The sequence below is a fragment of the Paraburkholderia sediminicola genome, assembly GCF_046026675.1.
Classification (GTDB): domain Bacteria; phylum Pseudomonadota; class Gammaproteobacteria; order Burkholderiales; family Burkholderiaceae; genus Paraburkholderia; species Paraburkholderia sediminicola_F.
In genome coordinates this window covers 3,633,198-3,649,453 of record NZ_JAQQEY010000002.1, presented here as the reverse complement: position 1 = coordinate 3,649,453, position 16,256 = coordinate 3,633,198, and the positions used below count along the sequence as shown (strand labels likewise).

Annotated in this window: 13 protein-coding genes; 10 read left to right on the top strand and 3 right to left on the bottom strand. The window is 60.5% G+C overall.

Translation table 11 applies throughout. The annotated features are described in order from the left end of the window. The first annotated feature begins 82 nt into the window (after positions 1-82). The 6 genes from PQQ86_RS36075 to PQQ86_RS36050 all read left to right on the top strand — a co-directional run bounded on the left by PQQ86_RS36075 (position 83) and on the right by PQQ86_RS36050 (position 6,602). Complete coding sequence (locus PQQ86_RS36075) at positions 83-1,753, top strand: LysR substrate-binding domain-containing protein (RefSeq protein ID WP_408278303.1); 1,671 nt, start codon at positions 83-85, stop codon at positions 1,751-1,753. Positions 1,754-1,855: 102 nt separating this feature from the next. Continuing rightward, positions 1,856-3,010 carry a porin gene (locus tag PQQ86_RS36070; protein WP_408278300.1) on the top strand — a complete coding sequence of 385 codons (1,155 nt, stop codon included), beginning with the start codon at positions 1,856-1,858 and terminating at the stop codon, positions 3,008-3,010. A 226-nt stretch (positions 3,011-3,236) separates the two neighbouring features. Further along, positions 3,237-3,452, top strand: coding sequence for a hypothetical protein (locus PQQ86_RS36065; protein ID WP_408278297.1), 216 nt, complete (start codon positions 3,237-3,239; stop codon positions 3,450-3,452). Further along, positions 3,445-4,653, top strand: a complete 1,209-nt coding sequence (locus PQQ86_RS36060; protein WP_408278294.1) for an ATP-grasp domain-containing protein — start codon at positions 3,445-3,447, stop codon at positions 4,651-4,653. Before PQQ86_RS36065 ends, PQQ86_RS36060 begins: the two co-directional genes overlap by 8 nt. Positions 4,654-5,119: 466 nt before the next feature. Then, positions 5,120-5,395: an HU family DNA-binding protein gene (locus tag PQQ86_RS36055; RefSeq protein ID WP_408278292.1), complete on the top strand. Its 276-nt coding sequence runs from the start codon at positions 5,120-5,122 to the stop codon at positions 5,393-5,395. A 214-nt stretch (positions 5,396-5,609) separates the two neighbouring features. Then, positions 5,610-6,602: a LacI family DNA-binding transcriptional regulator gene (locus PQQ86_RS36050; protein WP_408278289.1), complete on the top strand. Its 993-nt coding sequence runs from the start codon at positions 5,610-5,612 to the stop codon at positions 6,600-6,602. Between the two features lie 138 nt (positions 6,603-6,740). Here PQQ86_RS36050 and PQQ86_RS36045 read toward each other — a convergent pair whose 3' ends face one another. The 3 genes from PQQ86_RS36045 to PQQ86_RS36035 all read right to left on the bottom strand — a co-directional run bounded on the left by PQQ86_RS36045 (position 6,741) and on the right by PQQ86_RS36035 (position 10,368). Then, a complete protein-coding gene (locus PQQ86_RS36045; protein WP_408278286.1) occupies positions 6,741-8,900 on the bottom strand; it encodes a malate synthase G in 2,160 nt (719 codons plus the stop codon). Between the two features lie 38 nt (positions 8,901-8,938). After that, positions 8,939-9,343, bottom strand: a complete 405-nt coding sequence (locus tag PQQ86_RS36040) for a heme-binding protein (RefSeq protein WP_408278283.1) — start codon at positions 9,341-9,343, stop codon at positions 8,939-8,941. A gap of 86 nt (positions 9,344-9,429) precedes the next feature. After that, positions 9,430-10,368 carry an SMP-30/gluconolactonase/LRE family protein gene (locus tag PQQ86_RS36035; protein ID WP_408278280.1) on the bottom strand — a complete coding sequence of 313 codons (939 nt, stop codon included), beginning with the start codon at positions 10,366-10,368 and terminating at the stop codon, positions 9,430-9,432. 236 nt (positions 10,369-10,604) lie between these two features. On the opposite strand from PQQ86_RS36035, the gene PQQ86_RS36030 reads away from it, so the two are divergent. The 4 genes from PQQ86_RS36030 to PQQ86_RS36015 all read left to right on the top strand — a co-directional run bounded on the left by PQQ86_RS36030 (position 10,605) and on the right by PQQ86_RS36015 (position 16,251). After that, positions 10,605-12,152 (top strand): UxaA family hydrolase, encoded by a 1,548-nt coding sequence (locus tag PQQ86_RS36030; RefSeq protein ID WP_408278277.1) that lies wholly within the window; start codon positions 10,605-10,607, stop codon positions 12,150-12,152. Positions 12,153-12,253: 101 nt separating this feature from the next. Beyond that, the gene (locus PQQ86_RS36025) at positions 12,254-13,561 is read left to right on the top strand and encodes an MFS transporter (RefSeq protein ID WP_408278274.1); all 1,308 of its coding nucleotides are present in this window, start codon (positions 12,254-12,256) and stop codon (positions 13,559-13,561) included. Positions 13,562-13,634: 73 nt separating this feature from the next. Beyond that, positions 13,635-14,927: an MFS transporter gene (locus PQQ86_RS36020; RefSeq protein WP_408278272.1), complete on the top strand. Its 1,293-nt coding sequence runs from the start codon at positions 13,635-13,637 to the stop codon at positions 14,925-14,927. 34 nt (positions 14,928-14,961) lie between these two features. Further along, positions 14,962-16,251: an MFS transporter gene (locus PQQ86_RS36015; RefSeq protein ID WP_408278269.1), complete on the top strand. Its 1,290-nt coding sequence runs from the start codon at positions 14,962-14,964 to the stop codon at positions 16,249-16,251. The last annotated feature ends 5 nt before the right edge of the window (positions 16,252-16,256 follow it).

Sequence of the window (16,256 nt, the reverse complement as noted above, 5' to 3'; positions counted from 1 at the left end):
TGCTTGCTGCTTCCACTACGATCCCGCACAATTTCCCCACGAAGTATGGGTAGGAAGATGGGTAAGTGGGTAGGAGGGAACCATGTCAGGACGACAGTTACACCGGCTCAGTGCGCTGCGGATTGCAAAGGAGGTGGCTCCCGGCCACTACGCCGACGGCGGTGGTCTCTACATGCAGATCGCGGACAGTGGTGCACGTTCGTGGGTGTTTCGCTTCAAGCTCAATGGGCGTGTTCGGGAGATGGGCCTCGGTCCGGTTTCGCGAGTCTCGCTTGCCGAGGCTCGGAAACTGGCTACCGGTTATCGTGAGATGGTCAGGGACCAGATCGATCCTATCCTTGCGCGACGCGAGGAGCAGCGTCGACAGTTGCTTAATATCTCGTCGGATGCCAACGTGACGTTTCGTGAGGCAGCCGAAGCGTACATCCGCGCGCGGGAACCTGAGTGGCGAAATCACAAGCATGTCCAGCAGTGGGGCAACACGCTGAAGACATACGCCTATCCGGTAATCGGCGACGTCCGGGTGCGCGACATCGACAGTAACCAGGAAAATAACGATCCTGTAATCTGCCGGACGGCTTGGGGTAACGAAGTGGCCGCTATGCTAAGAACTAACCTCCTGCGGTCAGGCGCGCGCGTAGCGACACGATTCCATCCCCCGCGAGGAGCTCGACGTCTAACAGATGGGGTGCACACCTATGGTTTCTCGCCCCCTCACACCGCTGTATTGCGCCCGAAACTTGTCATCCAGCATGCGCCGGGGAACACGATGAACCAGTTGGCTTCGATACGCATCTTCGCCAAAGTCGCGGAGTGCCTGAATTTCGCCGAAGCCGCCAAGCACTTGGGCATTTCCAATTCGGTTGTCACGCGCAGTGTCGCGACGCTCGAGGAACACTTAGGCGTCCGGCTAGTCAATCGGACTACGCGGCGCGTATCGTTGACGGTGACGGGCCGACTGTATTGGGAGCGCTGCATCGAGTTGCTCAGGCAGCTCGATGACATGGACGAATGTATTGCCTCCGCAGTGGGACAGCCTACCGGTTTTCTGCGGATCGCGGCGTCGTCGCTGTACGCGACTACGGATCTACCGGACGTGCTGGCCGCCTACCGTGCCCACGAACCCCGCGTGAGTTTCGACCTGACCGTGTTCGACAATATGAGCGACGTCGCGGCCAGCGAGTTCGACATCTGCTTCAGTGCGGAGCGTCGCCTGCGTGATTCGTCGCTGGTGTGCCGGCCGCTCGCGCAAACACGCGACGTGATTGTTGCAAGCCCAGACTATCTGGCGCGTCGCCCTGCGCCGTGCACGCCGGGCGAGTTGGACTCGCACGACGTGCTCGTCGCGTCGGATGCTCCGAGCCGTTACTGGGAGTTTCGCGACGCCCACGGCGCACAACGCGTCGTTGTGCGGCCGATCCTGAACATACAAAGTCCTCATGTCGTCAAGCGTGCGGTGCAGGCGGGACTCGGAATCGCGCGCTTATCACGTTCGTTCGTGCAGAACGAACTGACCAGTGGCAGCTTGCGTGCGTTGCTGGGTGACGTGACGCTATGCGGCGACGAACGCACTGTGTGGCTGCTGTATCTCGGGCAGCCGCACATGGCGGTTGCTTTGCGCAGCTTCGTTGATTTCGTCGTGGAGCGCTATCGTCGGAAACCGTTCGAAAGCAAGGCACGAAGCGACGTACGCGTAGGCCCCGTACAACACTATTCGAGCAATACTGAATTGCTGTGGGGCGGGATTTTGTAGGTCCTAAAGTGCGAACACCTGACGTCGGTTGCGCCTCTACGCTGCGCGAATAGCGCGGGCGATGCACCGGCGCGGTGTTCTTACCCACAGGGATCCGTATTCATGAAAAGACTCCTGATTGCCGCGGTTGCCAATACAGCGCTCGGCTGTACGTTTGCCCCTATCAGCGCGATGGCGCAAAGCAGCGTCACGCTGTACGGCCTGATCGACGAAGGCCTGAATTACACCAACAATACCGGCGGCCATTCGAATATACAGATGGAAAGCGGTTTTGCCCAAGGCAGCCGCTGGGGCCTGAAGGGGGCGGAGGACCTGGGCGGTGGGACCAAGGCTATCTTCCAGTTGGAAAACGGATTCGACGTCAACTCAGGCAAGCTCGGGCAGGGCGGCCGGATGTTCGGACGTCAGGCCTATGTCGGCCTGAGCTCGGCGCAATTCGGCACGCTGACGATGGGCCGGCAATATGACTCCGTCGTCGACCTCCTCGCACCGCTCACGGCAAACGGAAACTGGGCGGGCTATCTGATGTCGCATCCGTACGATAACGACAACACCGACAACTCCTTCCGTTTGAACAACAGCGTGAAGTACACGAGCAATACGTACGGCGGCGTTACGTTCGGCGGTCTGTACGGCTTCAGCAACCAGGCAGGCGGCTTCGCGAACAATCGGTCTTACAGCCTCGGCGCGCAATACGTGGGCAGCAATGTGACGGTGGCCGCGGCTTATATGCAGATCAACAATCCGGGCGGCACGACAGGCGGTTCGCTCACAGCCGACGACACCGACTTTTTCGCCGGCCGTCAACAAGTCTGGGGCGCAGGCATTAACTACACGATCGGACCGACGTTGCTCGGCTTTGTGTATAGCCATACGAGCCTGAACGACGCGACCGGGTCGGTCTACGTCGGCAACTTCGCAAACACCGCGACCAGCCTGAAATTCGATAACTTCGAACTCAACGCCAAGTATCAATTGACGAAGGCCGCGTATGTCGGCGCGATGTACAACTACACGATTGCCCATTTCAACTCCAGTGCAGGCAATTCAAAGCCGAAATACCAGCAGTTTGGCTTGGTGGCGGACTATAACCTGTCAGTGCGTACCGACGTCTATGTGCAGGGCTTGTACCAGCACGCATCGGGTGGCGGCACGGTGTCGACCCCGTTGAATACCGCATATATAACGGGCGCGGATGCACCGTCGTCGAGCGCGAATCAGGTCCTCGCGCGCGTCGGTATCCGGCACACGTTCTGATCGCTTGCGCTTTGCGGTCATCGAGCAGTGTTTGTCCGATGACCGGGTGCCACGCATTGCTTCGCAGGATCAGTTTTCATCTTCGCGCGAAAATGCTGCAAGAGCTCCGCGTCTAACATCTTGTCTAAATAGCTGTGATGGCGATGCATATCTCAAGTCGACTGGGCGTTCGAGATAGCGGTCGGTGGGCGCAGTGCCTCTGCCTTTTTCACCGAAGGGAACACACATGTGCGTACCGAAGCACCACGCAAAGCCGGTCGGTTTGTCGCTGGTTGTCGATAACTCGACGGTGGGTGACAGGGCAACAGATCGCGAAGCGCCGTCCGCGCAGGGTATTCCTGAAGGCTGGTTCGAGGAAGAAGTTGGATATGTCGGCGCGCTGCCTTCGGCGGTTCACGCTCTGCAGGGCGCGGATGAAAGCGGACGGGACGGCCATGACTGAAGCAACCTGTCAGGCCTATCAATCACTGGGCCTGAGCGCATTGTTAAGGGCGGCAACCGCGGGCAATGATCTGACGCCACTCGGCGTGAGTCTGCTTGAGTACGCGCAGCGCCATGACGATCCTGGCGCACTGCTCGACCTCTCGCTGGTCTTGGAGATGAAATACGAAAAGCCGGCGGCGCTTGCCGTTCAGCGGCAGGCATTGCAGATGCGCCGACTTTACCGGATAAAAAATGCCAGAACGGAAAGTCCGTCGGTGAAGTTGCTGGTGCTGAAAGCGCCCGGTGACCTGATGGCGAATACGCCGATCGAGTGCCTTCTTGAACACGCCGACTTGCAGGTCGACGTGCTCTATATCGACGAACACTCCACGCACGAACGCGAGTTGCCAGAGCATGATGCCGTGTTGGTGGCGGCGTGCGCACGAGATGAGAATATTGTGGCTCTCGACCTGATCGCCTCGTTATTACACACGACAACAACGCGCGTGCTCAACCTGCCGGAAGGCATCGCGCATACGACGCGCGAAGCGGCCTACGCGCTGCTGGGAGGCGTCCCGGATATCTGTATGGCGCCGGCGACATGCGTTTCGCGCGCTCAAATTCTGGATCTGCTCGCAGGTCGATCCGACAACCTCGTCATGCTGGACGCGAACTATCCGCTCATCATCCGCCCGGTCGGATCGCATGCCGGCGAGGGGTTGGAGCGCGTTTCGTCCGCCGCGGAACTTGCGGATTACGTGGATCGTTCGGTTGTTGCCGAGTTTTACATCGCACCCTTCATCGACTACAGCGGTGCAGACGGTCTGTTCCGTAAATACCGGATCGTGATGGTCGGCGTGACGCCTTTTTTGTGTCATATGGGCATTTCGGCGCACTGGATGGTTCACTACCCATACGCGGAAATGATCGCGCATCCGGAGCGCCGGGGTGAAGAGGCGCGTCTGATGGCCAATTTCGACACGACCTTTGCGGTGCGCCATCGCGAAGCTTTGCGCGCTGTAGTCGAGCGGACAGGTCTGGACTACGTCGGATTCGACTGCGCCGAAACAGAGGACGGAAGGCTGCTTATTTTCGAAATCGCGACGGCTATGGTCGTCCACGATATGGACGACGCGGCCTTGTTTCCGTACAAGCTTCCGCAAATGCGCCGGGTGTTCAGTGCATTTCATCAATTGCTGCTCGCCGCGCGCAGGGCGTAGACTGCCGTTACCATCATCGGCGCTAACTGCTTGGGCGGATTCCGGATGGGCTGCCGGTGATTCTGGATTTTCGCACGCATATTTCTCACGGCTCGCACTTCAATACGCCGCCAGTGTTTGCGATCTATGTGCTGAACCTGGTGTCGCAGCTGGCTGCGCACTGAAGTGGGGCGGCTGGAAGCCATGCAAGCGATCAAAGCACGAAAGACGCAGCGTCTCTATGGCGCGCTCGATGCAATGCAAGCCTTCCGGCGTTCCCCTCCGTGAGGTGGTTGCGCCCTCATCTGGCGCATCGCGTCAGCGAGTATCCAAAGCGCGCGGTTCAGCTTCACGTTCTGGTCGATGCCAGTCACGGGCTGCGGCTCTCTGAACGACCGGAGTGGCTGGAAAGCCTCGCTAGCCGTTGCGCAAAGGCGGGGCGATCGGGTAGGGTGGCGGCTGAACAACCATAAATCAGGGATCGACAATGAACAAACAGGAACTCGTGGATGCGGTCGCGGCGGCAACCGGTGAGAGCAAGGTCATGACCGGTGAGACGATTGACGGAGTGATCGCGGCGATTACCGGCGCGTTGGCCAAAGGCGACACCGTCCAGTTGATCGGCTTCGGCTCGTTTTCGAGGGGGGCGCGCGCCGCGCGGGTTGGTCGCAATCCCTCGACCGGCGCCGAAATCCAGATCCCGGCTGCAAAGACCGTCAAGTTTACGGCGGGCAAGGCGTTCAAGGATGCGCTGAACCGCTGAACCGCTGAACCGCTGAACCGCTGAACCGCTGAACCGCTGAACCGCTGAACCGCTGAACCGCTGACAGCACCCGGCGGCCACCATTTCCCGATGCTCCGCGTTATAGAATGCGGCTCAGCGAAGGCGCGATCGTGCGCCTCGACACCGGGCAGGGTGCAAGTTGACCGCAGAAACAAAGAAAAGAGCGCCGCGTCGCAAATCGAATGCAATTTCCGTGTTGGACGTGGCACGCGCAGCGGGTGTATCGACCGCGACCGTTTCGCGTGTGTTGAACGGCAACGCGACGGTAGCGGCCGAACTGCAGAACCGCGTACGCGAGATCGCGCAGACACTCGGCTACACGCCGCACGCCGCGGCACGCGCGCTGGCGTCGCAGCGCTCGAAGACGATCGGCGCGGTGATTCCGTCGCTGGAAAACCAGAACTTCGCGATCGGTGTGTTCGCGCTGCAAAAGCGCATTGGGGAAGCCGGCTATACGTTGCTGCTTGGCTGTTCGTACTACGACCAGGAGGACGAACTGAAGCAAGTGCGTGCGCTGATCGCGGACGGCATTGCCGGTCTGATGCTGGTAGGCCGTAACCACTCGCCTGCGCTGTATGAACTGATCGAAAAGGAGCAGATTCCGCTCGTCAACGGCTGGACCGTCGATCACGATCATCCCTATGTCGGATTCGACAATGTCGCAGTAGGCCGGCGCCTCGCCGAGTATCTGCTCGAACTCGGGCATGTGCGATTCGGCATGATTACCCAGATGACGCAGCACAGCGATCGTGCGGCTGATCGCATCGTTGGTGTGCGCGCGGCGCTGCAGTCACGTGGGCTGCAGTTGCGCCACGAGCATCTGATCGAGATGCCGCATAAGATCATTGAAGGCCAGATGGCGATGAAGGCGCTGATGAACGGCCCCGAGCGTCCAACGGCCGTCATCTGCGGCACCGATCTGCTTGCAATCGGCGCGCTGGCCGAAGCGCGCGAGTCGGGTATCGACGTGCCGGGTGACCTGTCGATAGCGGGCATCAACGACATCGAGTTTTCCAGCTTCACGTCGCCACCGCTGACGACCATGCGGCTCGCAGCCGATGAAATCGGCGCGCGCAGCGCCGAGTATCTGCTCGCCCGGATCGAAGGGCGGCCCGTCAGTTCGCAGTACATCGTGCCGACCGACCTGATCGTGCGCGGTACAACGGGGCGTCCTCGCAGCACCTAGACCGGCGGCACACGGCGCGGCGCCTTGTGGAAAGACGAACCATGGCCGCCAGTCGCCAAACGCATGGACGCGCGGGACGACGGCGGTGGCCCGCAATGCAGGCTGGAATCGTCCCGCGGTTTCGACTGCGATCTGCGCCTAACCCTTCGCGCCAAGTCGGAACTTGTGCAGCAATGGCTCCGTATACCCGCCAGGCTGCGAGCGCCCTTCAAAAACCAACGCCTTCGCCGCTTTGAACGCGAGCGATGTGTCCAGGTGACCGGTCATTGGCTGGTACTGTGGGTCGTTGGCGTTCTGCGAATCCACCACTTTCGCCATGCGCTTGAACGTTTCGTTCACCAGCGCCTCCGACACCACCCCGTGATGCAGCCAGTTCGCAATGTGCTGGCTCGAAATGCGCAGCGTCGCGCGGTCTTCCATCAGACCGATATCGTGAATATCCGGCACCTTCGAGCATCCGACGCCCTGATCGATCCAGCGCACCACGTAACCCAGAATCCCTTGCGCGTTGTTCTCGATTTCCTCGCGGATTTCCTCCTCCGACCACTGCGCCTTTTCGACGACAGGAATCGTCAGCAAGCCATCGAGCAGTTCATCGCGTACGCTGTCGTAGCCCGTCGTTTCCAGCTCCTGCTGCACGGCCTGAACGTCAACCTGATGGTAGTGCAGCGCGTGCAGCGTCGCGGCAGTCGGCGACGGCACCCAAGCCGTGTTCGCGCCCGCTTTCGGATGCGCGATCTTCTGTTCGAGCATCGCGTGCATCAGGTCGGGCATCGCCCACATGCCCTTGCCGATCTGCGCGCGTCCGCGCAATCCCGAGCTTAGGCCGGCCAGCACGTTACTACGCTCGTAAGCCGCGATCCACGCCGACGATTTCATATCGCCCTTGCGCATCATCGGACCCGCTTCCATGACGCTGTGCATCTCGTCGCCGGTGCGATCCAGGAAGCCGGTATTGATGAACGCCACGCGCGCCGATGCCGCCGCAATGCACGCCGGCAGGTTGACGCTCGTGCGGCGCTCCTCGTCCATGATGCCCATCTTGATGGTATGGCGCGGCAGCCCCAGCAGATCTTCGACACGGCCGAACAGTTCATTGGCGAACGCGACTTCGGCCGGGCCGTGCATCTTCGGCTTGACGATGTAAATCGAACCGGTTCGCGAATTGAGCTTGTTTTGCAGGTCGTGCATCGCGCCCAGCGATGTCATCACGGCATCCAGGATGCCTTCGGGAATCTCATGACCGTCGCGATCGACGATCGCCGGGTTCGTCATCAAATGCCCCACGTTGCGAACGAACAGCAATGAGCGGCCATGCAGCTTCACGGTCGAGCCATCCGGCGCGGTGTAGGTGCGATCGGCGTTCAGGCTGCGCGTGAAAGTCTTGCCGTTCTTCGTGACTTGCTCGGTCAGTTCGCCTTTCGCGAGGCCGGTCCAGTTGCGGTAAAGCTGGACCTTGTCGGCGGCGTCGACAGCGGCAACCGAGTCTTCGCAGTCGATAATCGTCGAGACGGCCGCTTCCATCAGCACGTCTTTCACGCGCGCTGCGTCGGTCTTGCCGATCGGGTCCGTTGCGTCGATCTGGATCTCGAAGTGCAGGCCGTGGTGCTTAAGCAGGACGGCGGAAGGGGAGCCAGCGTCGCCCTGATAGCCGATGAACTGTGCGGGAACCTTCAATGCCGACGAGCCGTTCTTGAGCGTGACGGCGAGCTTGCCGCATTCCACGCGGTACGCGATGGCGTCGACGTGCGAGCTGTTGGCGAGCGGCGCGGCTTCGTCGAGGAAGGCACGGGCGCGCGCGATCACGCGTGCACCGCGGACTACGTTGAAGTAAGCGGTGCGCACCGCGCCGTCGGTTTCGGGGATAGCGTCGGTGCCATAGAGCGCGTCGTACAGGCTGCCCCAGCGCGCATTCGCGGCGTTGAGCGCGTAGCGCTGGTTCGAGAGCGGCACGACGAGTTGCGGTCCGGCCTGTTCGGCGATTTCGGTATCGACGTTCTCAGTCGTCGCTTTCACGGCTGCGCTCGCCGGCACGATATAGCCGATGTCTTCGAGAAATGCGCGGTATGCCTTCAGATCGCGCACCGGCCCCGGATTTGCGCGGTGCCACTGGTCCAGCTCCGTCTGCAGACGATCGCGTTCTGCGAGCAACGCGCGGTTCTTCGGCGCGAGGTCGTGGACGAGGGCATCGAAGCCTTTCCAGAACACCTCGCTGTCGATGCCGGTCCCGCGCAACGCTTCATCGTCGACAAATTTACTCAGAACAGCCGCAACACGCAGCCCGTTTCGCTCGATCATTTCACCCATCATGTGCTCCAACATTTCCAATGTATCAATCAGCCGTTGAGGCTGTTTGCTGCGGTTCTGGCCACTTGCGAATCCTGATCCGGCTTGACCCCGGACACGCCGACTGCGCCCACAATGTGCCCGTCGACCACGACCGGGACGCCGCCTTCCAGTGCGCCGGCCAGCGGCGCGCTCAGGAATGCGGTCCGGCCACCGTTGATCATGTCTTCGTACTGCTTCGATTCACGTCGGCCGAGCGCTGAGGTACGCGCCTTTTCGGTCGCGATGTAAGCGCCGATCGGCGCACAGCCATCGAGTCGGAGGAGGGCCAGCAGGTGGCCTCCGTCATCCGCAACCGCAATGGCGACTGCCCACTGGTTTTTCTCTGCTTCCGCGCGCGCGGCTTCGAGGATTCGCGTAGCTTCTACAACGGTCAATACGGGTTTGCTTTGCATGTCAGGGTTATCAAGTCTGTGTTTCTAAGTGAAGTGTCGCCACCGGCGCATGCCGGTGACCGGGATACGGTGCACGGCGAACCGGGTTAGCCACCCAGGGCGCCCTGCGTGTTGACGTGGACCGCATAAATGGACTGCGACGACGCCATGAACAGCCGGTTACGTGCGCGTCCGCCAAAACACAAATTCGCGCAGCGCTCGGGCAGGGCGATCCGGCCAATCATCTTTCCTTGTGGCGAAATGACCATGACGCCATCGAGTTCGTCATTGCCCATGCCCCAGCCGCACCACAAATTGCCGTCGATGTCCGCGCGCATTCCGTCGATCGTGCCGACTCCGGCGTCGTAGAACATCCGCCCTTTACCGATCCCGCGACCGTCCGCGTCCATTTCATAGACGTGAATCATCCGGTTGGGCACGCCGCGCGATTCGATGATGTAGAGCAGCTTCTCGTCGGGTGAAAAGCACAGGCCGTTTGGCCCTTTCAGGTCGCGCGTGACGACGGACGCTTCGCCCGTCACGCCGTCGATCCGATATACGGAGTGCGGGAGTTCCTGTTCCGCCTTGATTCCTTCGTAGTGTCCGGAAATGCCCATCGGCGGATCGGTGAACCAGATGGACCCGTCCGATTTCACTATCAGATCGTTGGGGGAATTAAGTGATTTGCCTTCAAAGGAATCGAGAAGGACGGTGATGCTGCCGTCGTATTCCGTGCGTGTGACGCGGCGGCCGTGCTCGCACGTAACGAGCCGTCCCTGCCGGTCACGGGTGTTGCCGTTTGCGTAGTTGGAAGGTTTCCGGAACACGCTGACCACGCCCGTTTCCTCCTCCCATTTCAGCATCTGGTTGTTCGGAATGTCGCTCCAGAGCAGGTAGCGTCCATCGCCGAACCAAACCGGACCTTCGGTCCACCGGTAGCCTGTAGCCAGCCGTTCGACAGCCGAAAAGGCCACGCGGTATTTATCGAAGGAAGGGTCTAGCGAAATCACCCGGGGGTCGGGGTATCGCTCAGCTTGTTGCCACATCTCAGTCTCCAGTTCGGGTACCCGGCAATTCCGCCTCTGCGGCGGCACGACCGGTAGTATAAAGGGAAATGAGTAAGCGCTTTCTCTTGAATTCAAAACTGAAGTGCCATAAGATGCCTGAAATTCTTGAGTTTCGAGCAGCTGTACATCGACCGTAGCGGTTATGTAAGAAAGCGATTACTCAGTTCGCGCCCCGTTTGATCGTCCGGTGCAAATTTTTAGAAGGGCAATGCCTGATGTCTGAGATGACGAGCAAGGACGTAACCGGCCCCGTGATCCGGTTGCATCCCGCTGACAATGTGGTAATTGCGCGTATCGACGTCGCAATCGGTACGCCGATTCCGGCGGAAGATTTTGTTTGCCGTAGCCAGGTGGCCGCGGGTTATAAGATCGCGGCGAGGCCCATCAAAAAAGGTGAGCCGGTTCGCAAATACAACGTGGTGATCGGTTTCGCCGCGACGGATATTGCCCCGGGCACGATGGTCCATAGCCATAACGTCGAGTTCCGCGAGTTCGACCGGGACTACGCATTCGGCGCGGACTACCGCCCCGTCGAGATGGTGCCCGAAGCCGGGCGCGCCACGTTCCAGGGCATCGTGCGCGATAACGGCGAGGTTGCCACGCGCAACTACATCGGCGTGTTGTCGACGGTCAATTGTTCGGCCACGGTCGCACACAGGATCGCCGAATGGTTCACGCCGGAACGGCTGGCGGATTACCCCAACGTAGACGGCGTGGTCGCATTTACGCACTCGATCGGTTGCGGCATGGAAATGAGCGGCGAGCCAATGGCGCTGTTGCGTCGGACGATGGCGGGTTACGCGCGCCATCCCAATCTCGCCGCAGCGCTGATTGTCGGGCTGGGATGCGAGCGCAACCAGTTGGCTGGACTGATGGATCAGGAGGGTCTGAAGGCTGATTCGCGGCTGCACACGTTCATCATGCAGGAGAACGGCGGCACCCGCCGGACCATCGAGGCCGGCGTGGCTGCGGTAAAGGCGCTGCTACCCGACGCCAATCGCGTGAAGCGCACGACGGTTCCGGCAAGCCGCCTGAAGATAGGTCTGCAATGCGGCGGCTCGGACGGCTTTTCGTCGATCACCGCCAATCCTGCGCTTGGCGCGGCGATGGACTTGCTGGTTCGTCATGGCGGCACGGCCATCCTCTCCGAAACACCCGAAATCTACGGCGTGGAACATACCCTCACGCGGCGTGCGGTCAGCCGCGAAGTCGGCGAGAAGCTCGTTGAGCGGATCCGCTGGTGGAAAGACGAGTATTCGGTCGGTCGAGACGTTCAGATCAACGGCCAGGTCAGCCCGGGCAATCAGGTGGGCGGACTGGCGAACATCTTCGAAAAGTCGATTGGATCAGCGATGAAAGGCGGTACCGGCCCGCTGATGGAAGTGTATCGATACGCCGAGCTGGTGAAGCAACCTGGACTCGTTTTCATGGACACGCCCGGTTTCGACCCTGTCTCCGCGACGGGTCAGATTGCAGGCGGCGCGAATCTCATTGCCTTCACGACAGGGCGCGGTTCGATGTTCGGCGCCAAGCCCGTGCCATCGCTGAAGCTCGCCACCAACACGCCTATGTACACCCGTCTGACCGAAGACATGGATCTGAACTGCGGCGGGATCCTGGATGGCGTTGCGTCGATCCAGAGCACGGGCCAAAAAATCTTCGACGCTATTCTTGCAGCCGCGTCTGGCGAGCGCACCAAAAGCGAAATGCTCGGGCTAGGCGATCACGAATTTGTGCCGTGGCAGATCGGCATCATGAGTTGAGTCCGCAGCGGCTCAGCGCATCGCGAGGGCGAACGGTCATTTACACCCATAAGTAAAACCGTCGCCCTGTAGATAGTCGGACAAAGTAGCGGAGACAGCCCTTGAGTACCCAAACCACGGCAATACAAATACCTGACAGCGCGGTAAGCAACTCGATCTACACGCGAGTGACCTGGCGCTTCATGCCCTTGCTGTTTGTCTGCTACGTGGTGGCCTATCTGGATCGGGTCAACGTGGGCTTCGCCAAGCTCCAGATGCTCAGCGATCTGAGCTTCAGCGAGGCGATGTACGGCTTCGGCGCCGGCATCTTTTTCGTCGGGTATTTCTTTTTCGAGGTACCGAGCAATTTGCTTCTGCATCGGCTCGGCGCGCGCCGCTGGATCGCCCGGATCATGCTCACGTGGGCCGTGCTCTCGGCCGCGACCGCGTGGGTCACCACGCCCACGATGTTCTACGTATTGCGTTTCTTTCTGGGCGTGGCCGAAGCAGGCTTTTTCCCGGGGTTGGTGCTGTATCTCACCTACTGGTTTCCATCGCATCGGCGCGGCAAGATGATCGCTTTCCTGATGGCTGGCAATCCGGTGGCGGGTATTGTCGGCGGCCCGATATCGGGCTTCATCATGCAGCGCCTGGCGGGGAACGCGGGGCTTGCCGGCTGGCAGTGGCTGTTCATTCTGGAAGCCATCCCCGCGCTGATCCTGGCGGCCGCCATTTTCTGGTTCCTCGACGACCGGGTGAAGGACGCAAAGTGGCTGCCGATGCAGGATCGCGACTTCATTGCGTCGGAAATCGATGCGGAAGAACGCACCAAAAGCCACGGTTCCGTGCGCGAGGTCTTCACGTCGCTCAAAGTCTGGACCTTGTGCGCGATTCTGTTCGGTATCGTGATGGGCTCCTATGCCGTTGGCTTCTGGCAGCCAACCATCATAAAGAGTTCCGGAATCACGGACGCCTTCACCATCGGACTGCTCACCGTCGTGCCTTATCTTGCCGCCTTGATTTCGATGATTGTGGTCGGCCGCCATGCGGACCGCACGCGTGAACGCCGCTGGCACGTCGTGTTGCCGCAATGCGTGGCGGCGGCGGGTTTCGTGATGTGCGCCTACGCGGGCAGCAATACGTATATTGCATTGCTTGGGCTGACGCTTGCCGCTTCGGGCGTCATTACGGCCTTACCGATGTTCTGGGCCTTGCCAACGTCTTTTCTCGGCGGCACCGGTGCGGCCGCCGGCATTGCATTGATCAATTCGACGGGCAATCTCGCAGGATTCGTAAGCCCCACGCTTGTCGGGTGGCTGAAGACGGTCACGCATTCACTTGATTCGAGCCTGTTCCTGATTGCGGGATCGCTGATCGTCTCCGCATGTCTCATCTTGACGCAGCTTCCCGCGAGGCTTGTCAACAGGTAGTACCTCCATGGCACTCGAGAGAAGTGCCAGATAATAATGTTCGGCATCCTTAATTACATGGAATAGAGGCAACATGAAGACTGGGAAGTATCGTTACGTTGTCGCGTTGCTTTTGTTTGTTGCGGGCGCGATCAACTACATGGACCGCGCGGCGCTTGGCGTGGTCGCGCCTATCCTGAACAAGGAGCTGAGTCTTTCACCGTCGCAACTCGGCGTGGTGTTCAGCAGTTTTTTCTTGGGCTATTCCATCTTCGCATTCGTCGGTGGGCAACTCGCCGATAAGTACGGGCCGCGCCGGGTTTTCTCCTGGGCGATGGGGACGTGGTCCATTCTCTGCGGGCTCACTGCGGCCGCAACTGGATTTGGCACGCTGCTGGTTTCCCGGGCGCTGTTCGGCTTCGGAGAAGGTCCGATGAATTCGACGACCAACCGGACCATTACCAACTGGTTTCCCCGGCATGAAACCGCAACCATGGTCGGCTTTACGTTTTCGGGCCAGACGGTAGGCAGTGCGATCGCTGGGCCGGTGGTCGGACTGATTGCCATTGCGTACGGCTGGCGCACGTCGTTTGTGATTATCGCCGCGCTCGGACTGGCGTGGATCGTCGCCTGGCGCATATTCGCGACCGACAAACCGGCGCAAAGCGCGCGGGTTGGCGAAGCGGAACGCGAGATGGTCGAAGCGAGCCGTAGCGCGGCACATCCGGCAGAAGGCGGCGACGAAAGCACGCCGCTGCGCAGCTACCTGTTTCGGCCGAGCACGCTCGCGCTTGGCGTCGGACTTTTCGCGGTGAACTACACGCTGTTCGTGTTCATCTCGTGGATGCCGAGCTATTTCACCAACGCGCTGCATCTGGACATGAAGCACATGAGCATTCTGAGCGCAGTGCCATGGGCATGCGGCGGGATCGGATACTTCGGCGGCGGCCTGCTCGCGGACGCGTATTTTAAGCGCATGAGCAACAAGCTGCTGGCGCGGAAGGTCTCGGCGATCGTACCGCTGGCGCTGTCGGGTCTCGCCCTGGTGGGCGTCAGCATGGTCGATTCCGTGACGCCCGCAGTCCTGCTTGTCGCGTTCGCCGTGCTGTTCCTGACGGCTTCGTCGCAAGCGTGCTGGGCCATCATGCACGAGCTTGTGCCAGGCAGGCATCTCGGGGGCGTAAGCGGCTTCGTTCACCTGATGAGCAACATTTCGGGCATCGTCGGTCCGACCATGATGGGTTTGGCGGTCCAGTACTTAGGCGGTTACAGCAGTGGCTTCATGCTCGGCGCGGCAGTCGATCTGGTCGGCGTGCTGGCCATGCTGCTGGTCATCGGCCGGCGCGCCGCAGGCGAGACAGCCGGAACACCTACCACCGCCGCATAAGCCGATCCGTCCTGCCACGTAAGGAATCCGTGCCATGAATGGCAAATACCGTTACGTCGTTGCCGGCCTGCTGTTCGCAGCAGGCGCGATCAACTATATGGATCGCGCGGCGCTCGGCATTGTGGCACCGATCGTCGGCAAGACGCTCGACTTGTCTCCCTCGCAATTGGGAATCGTGTTTAGCAGCTTCTTTATTGGCTACTCGATTTTTTCGTTCCTCGGCGGCTATTTCTCCGACAGGTTTGGAACGATGCGCGTTTTCTCGTGGGCCATGGGAATCTGGTCGCTATTCTGTGGGCTGACTGCCGCCGCCACGGGATTCGTTTCGCTGCTGGTGTGCCGGGTGTTCTTCGGCATTGGTGAAGGACCGATGAGTTCGAACACCAATCGCACTATTTCCAACTGGTTCCCCCGCCACGAAACGGCCACGATGATCGGCTTCACGTTCTCGGGACAGACGCTCGGCAACGCGATTGCGGGACCGGTAGTTGGCCTGACGGCCGTGATGTTCGGCTGGCGCGCGTCGTTTGTGGCGATCGGGGTGCTCGGTTTCTTGTGGCTTGTGTGCTGGCGCATTCTGGTGACGGACAAGCCCTCTCAGAACCACCGCGTCGGGACGCACGAGACGCGGCTGATCGACGAAAGCCGCGAGGCCGCGGAAGTGCGCAACGTCGAAGACGACGGCACGACCCTCGCTTCCTACCTGCGCCGTCCGAGCACGCTTGCGCTGGGTGCGGGCCTGTTTGCCGTCAACTACACGCAGTACGTGTTTATCTCGTGGCTGCCCAGTTACCTCACCAGCGAGATGCATCTAGGATTACGCCAGATGAGCGTGATCACGTCGATCCCGTGGATCTGCGGCGCGATCGGCTACTTCGGCGGCGGCCTTGCGGGCGACTTTATCTACAAGCGCATGGATGATCCGGTCAAGGCCCGCAAGATCGTTGCAACCTTGCCGCTTGCACTTTCGGGTGTGGCGGTAGCGAGCATCACATCGGCCAGCACGCTGCCGGCGGCGGTCGCGCTGATCGCCGGCGCGCTGCTGTTTCTGACTGCGTCATGCCAGTCGATCTGGGCGATCCAGCACGAGATCGTTCCATTGCGTCGTCAGGGCGGCGTAGGTGGTTTCATCCATTTTCTGAGCAACCTCTCCGGAATCATAGGCCCCGCTCTGACCGGCTTTCTGATCCAGTATTTCGGCGGTTATCACAGCGCTTTTCTGTTCGGATCGTTGATTGATTTTGCCGGTGTGCTGGCCATGCTGTTTTTCATCCGGAGCCACCCGCCTGCGATCGTGCGTGCGACCGCACGATCGGTCCCGTGAGCCTC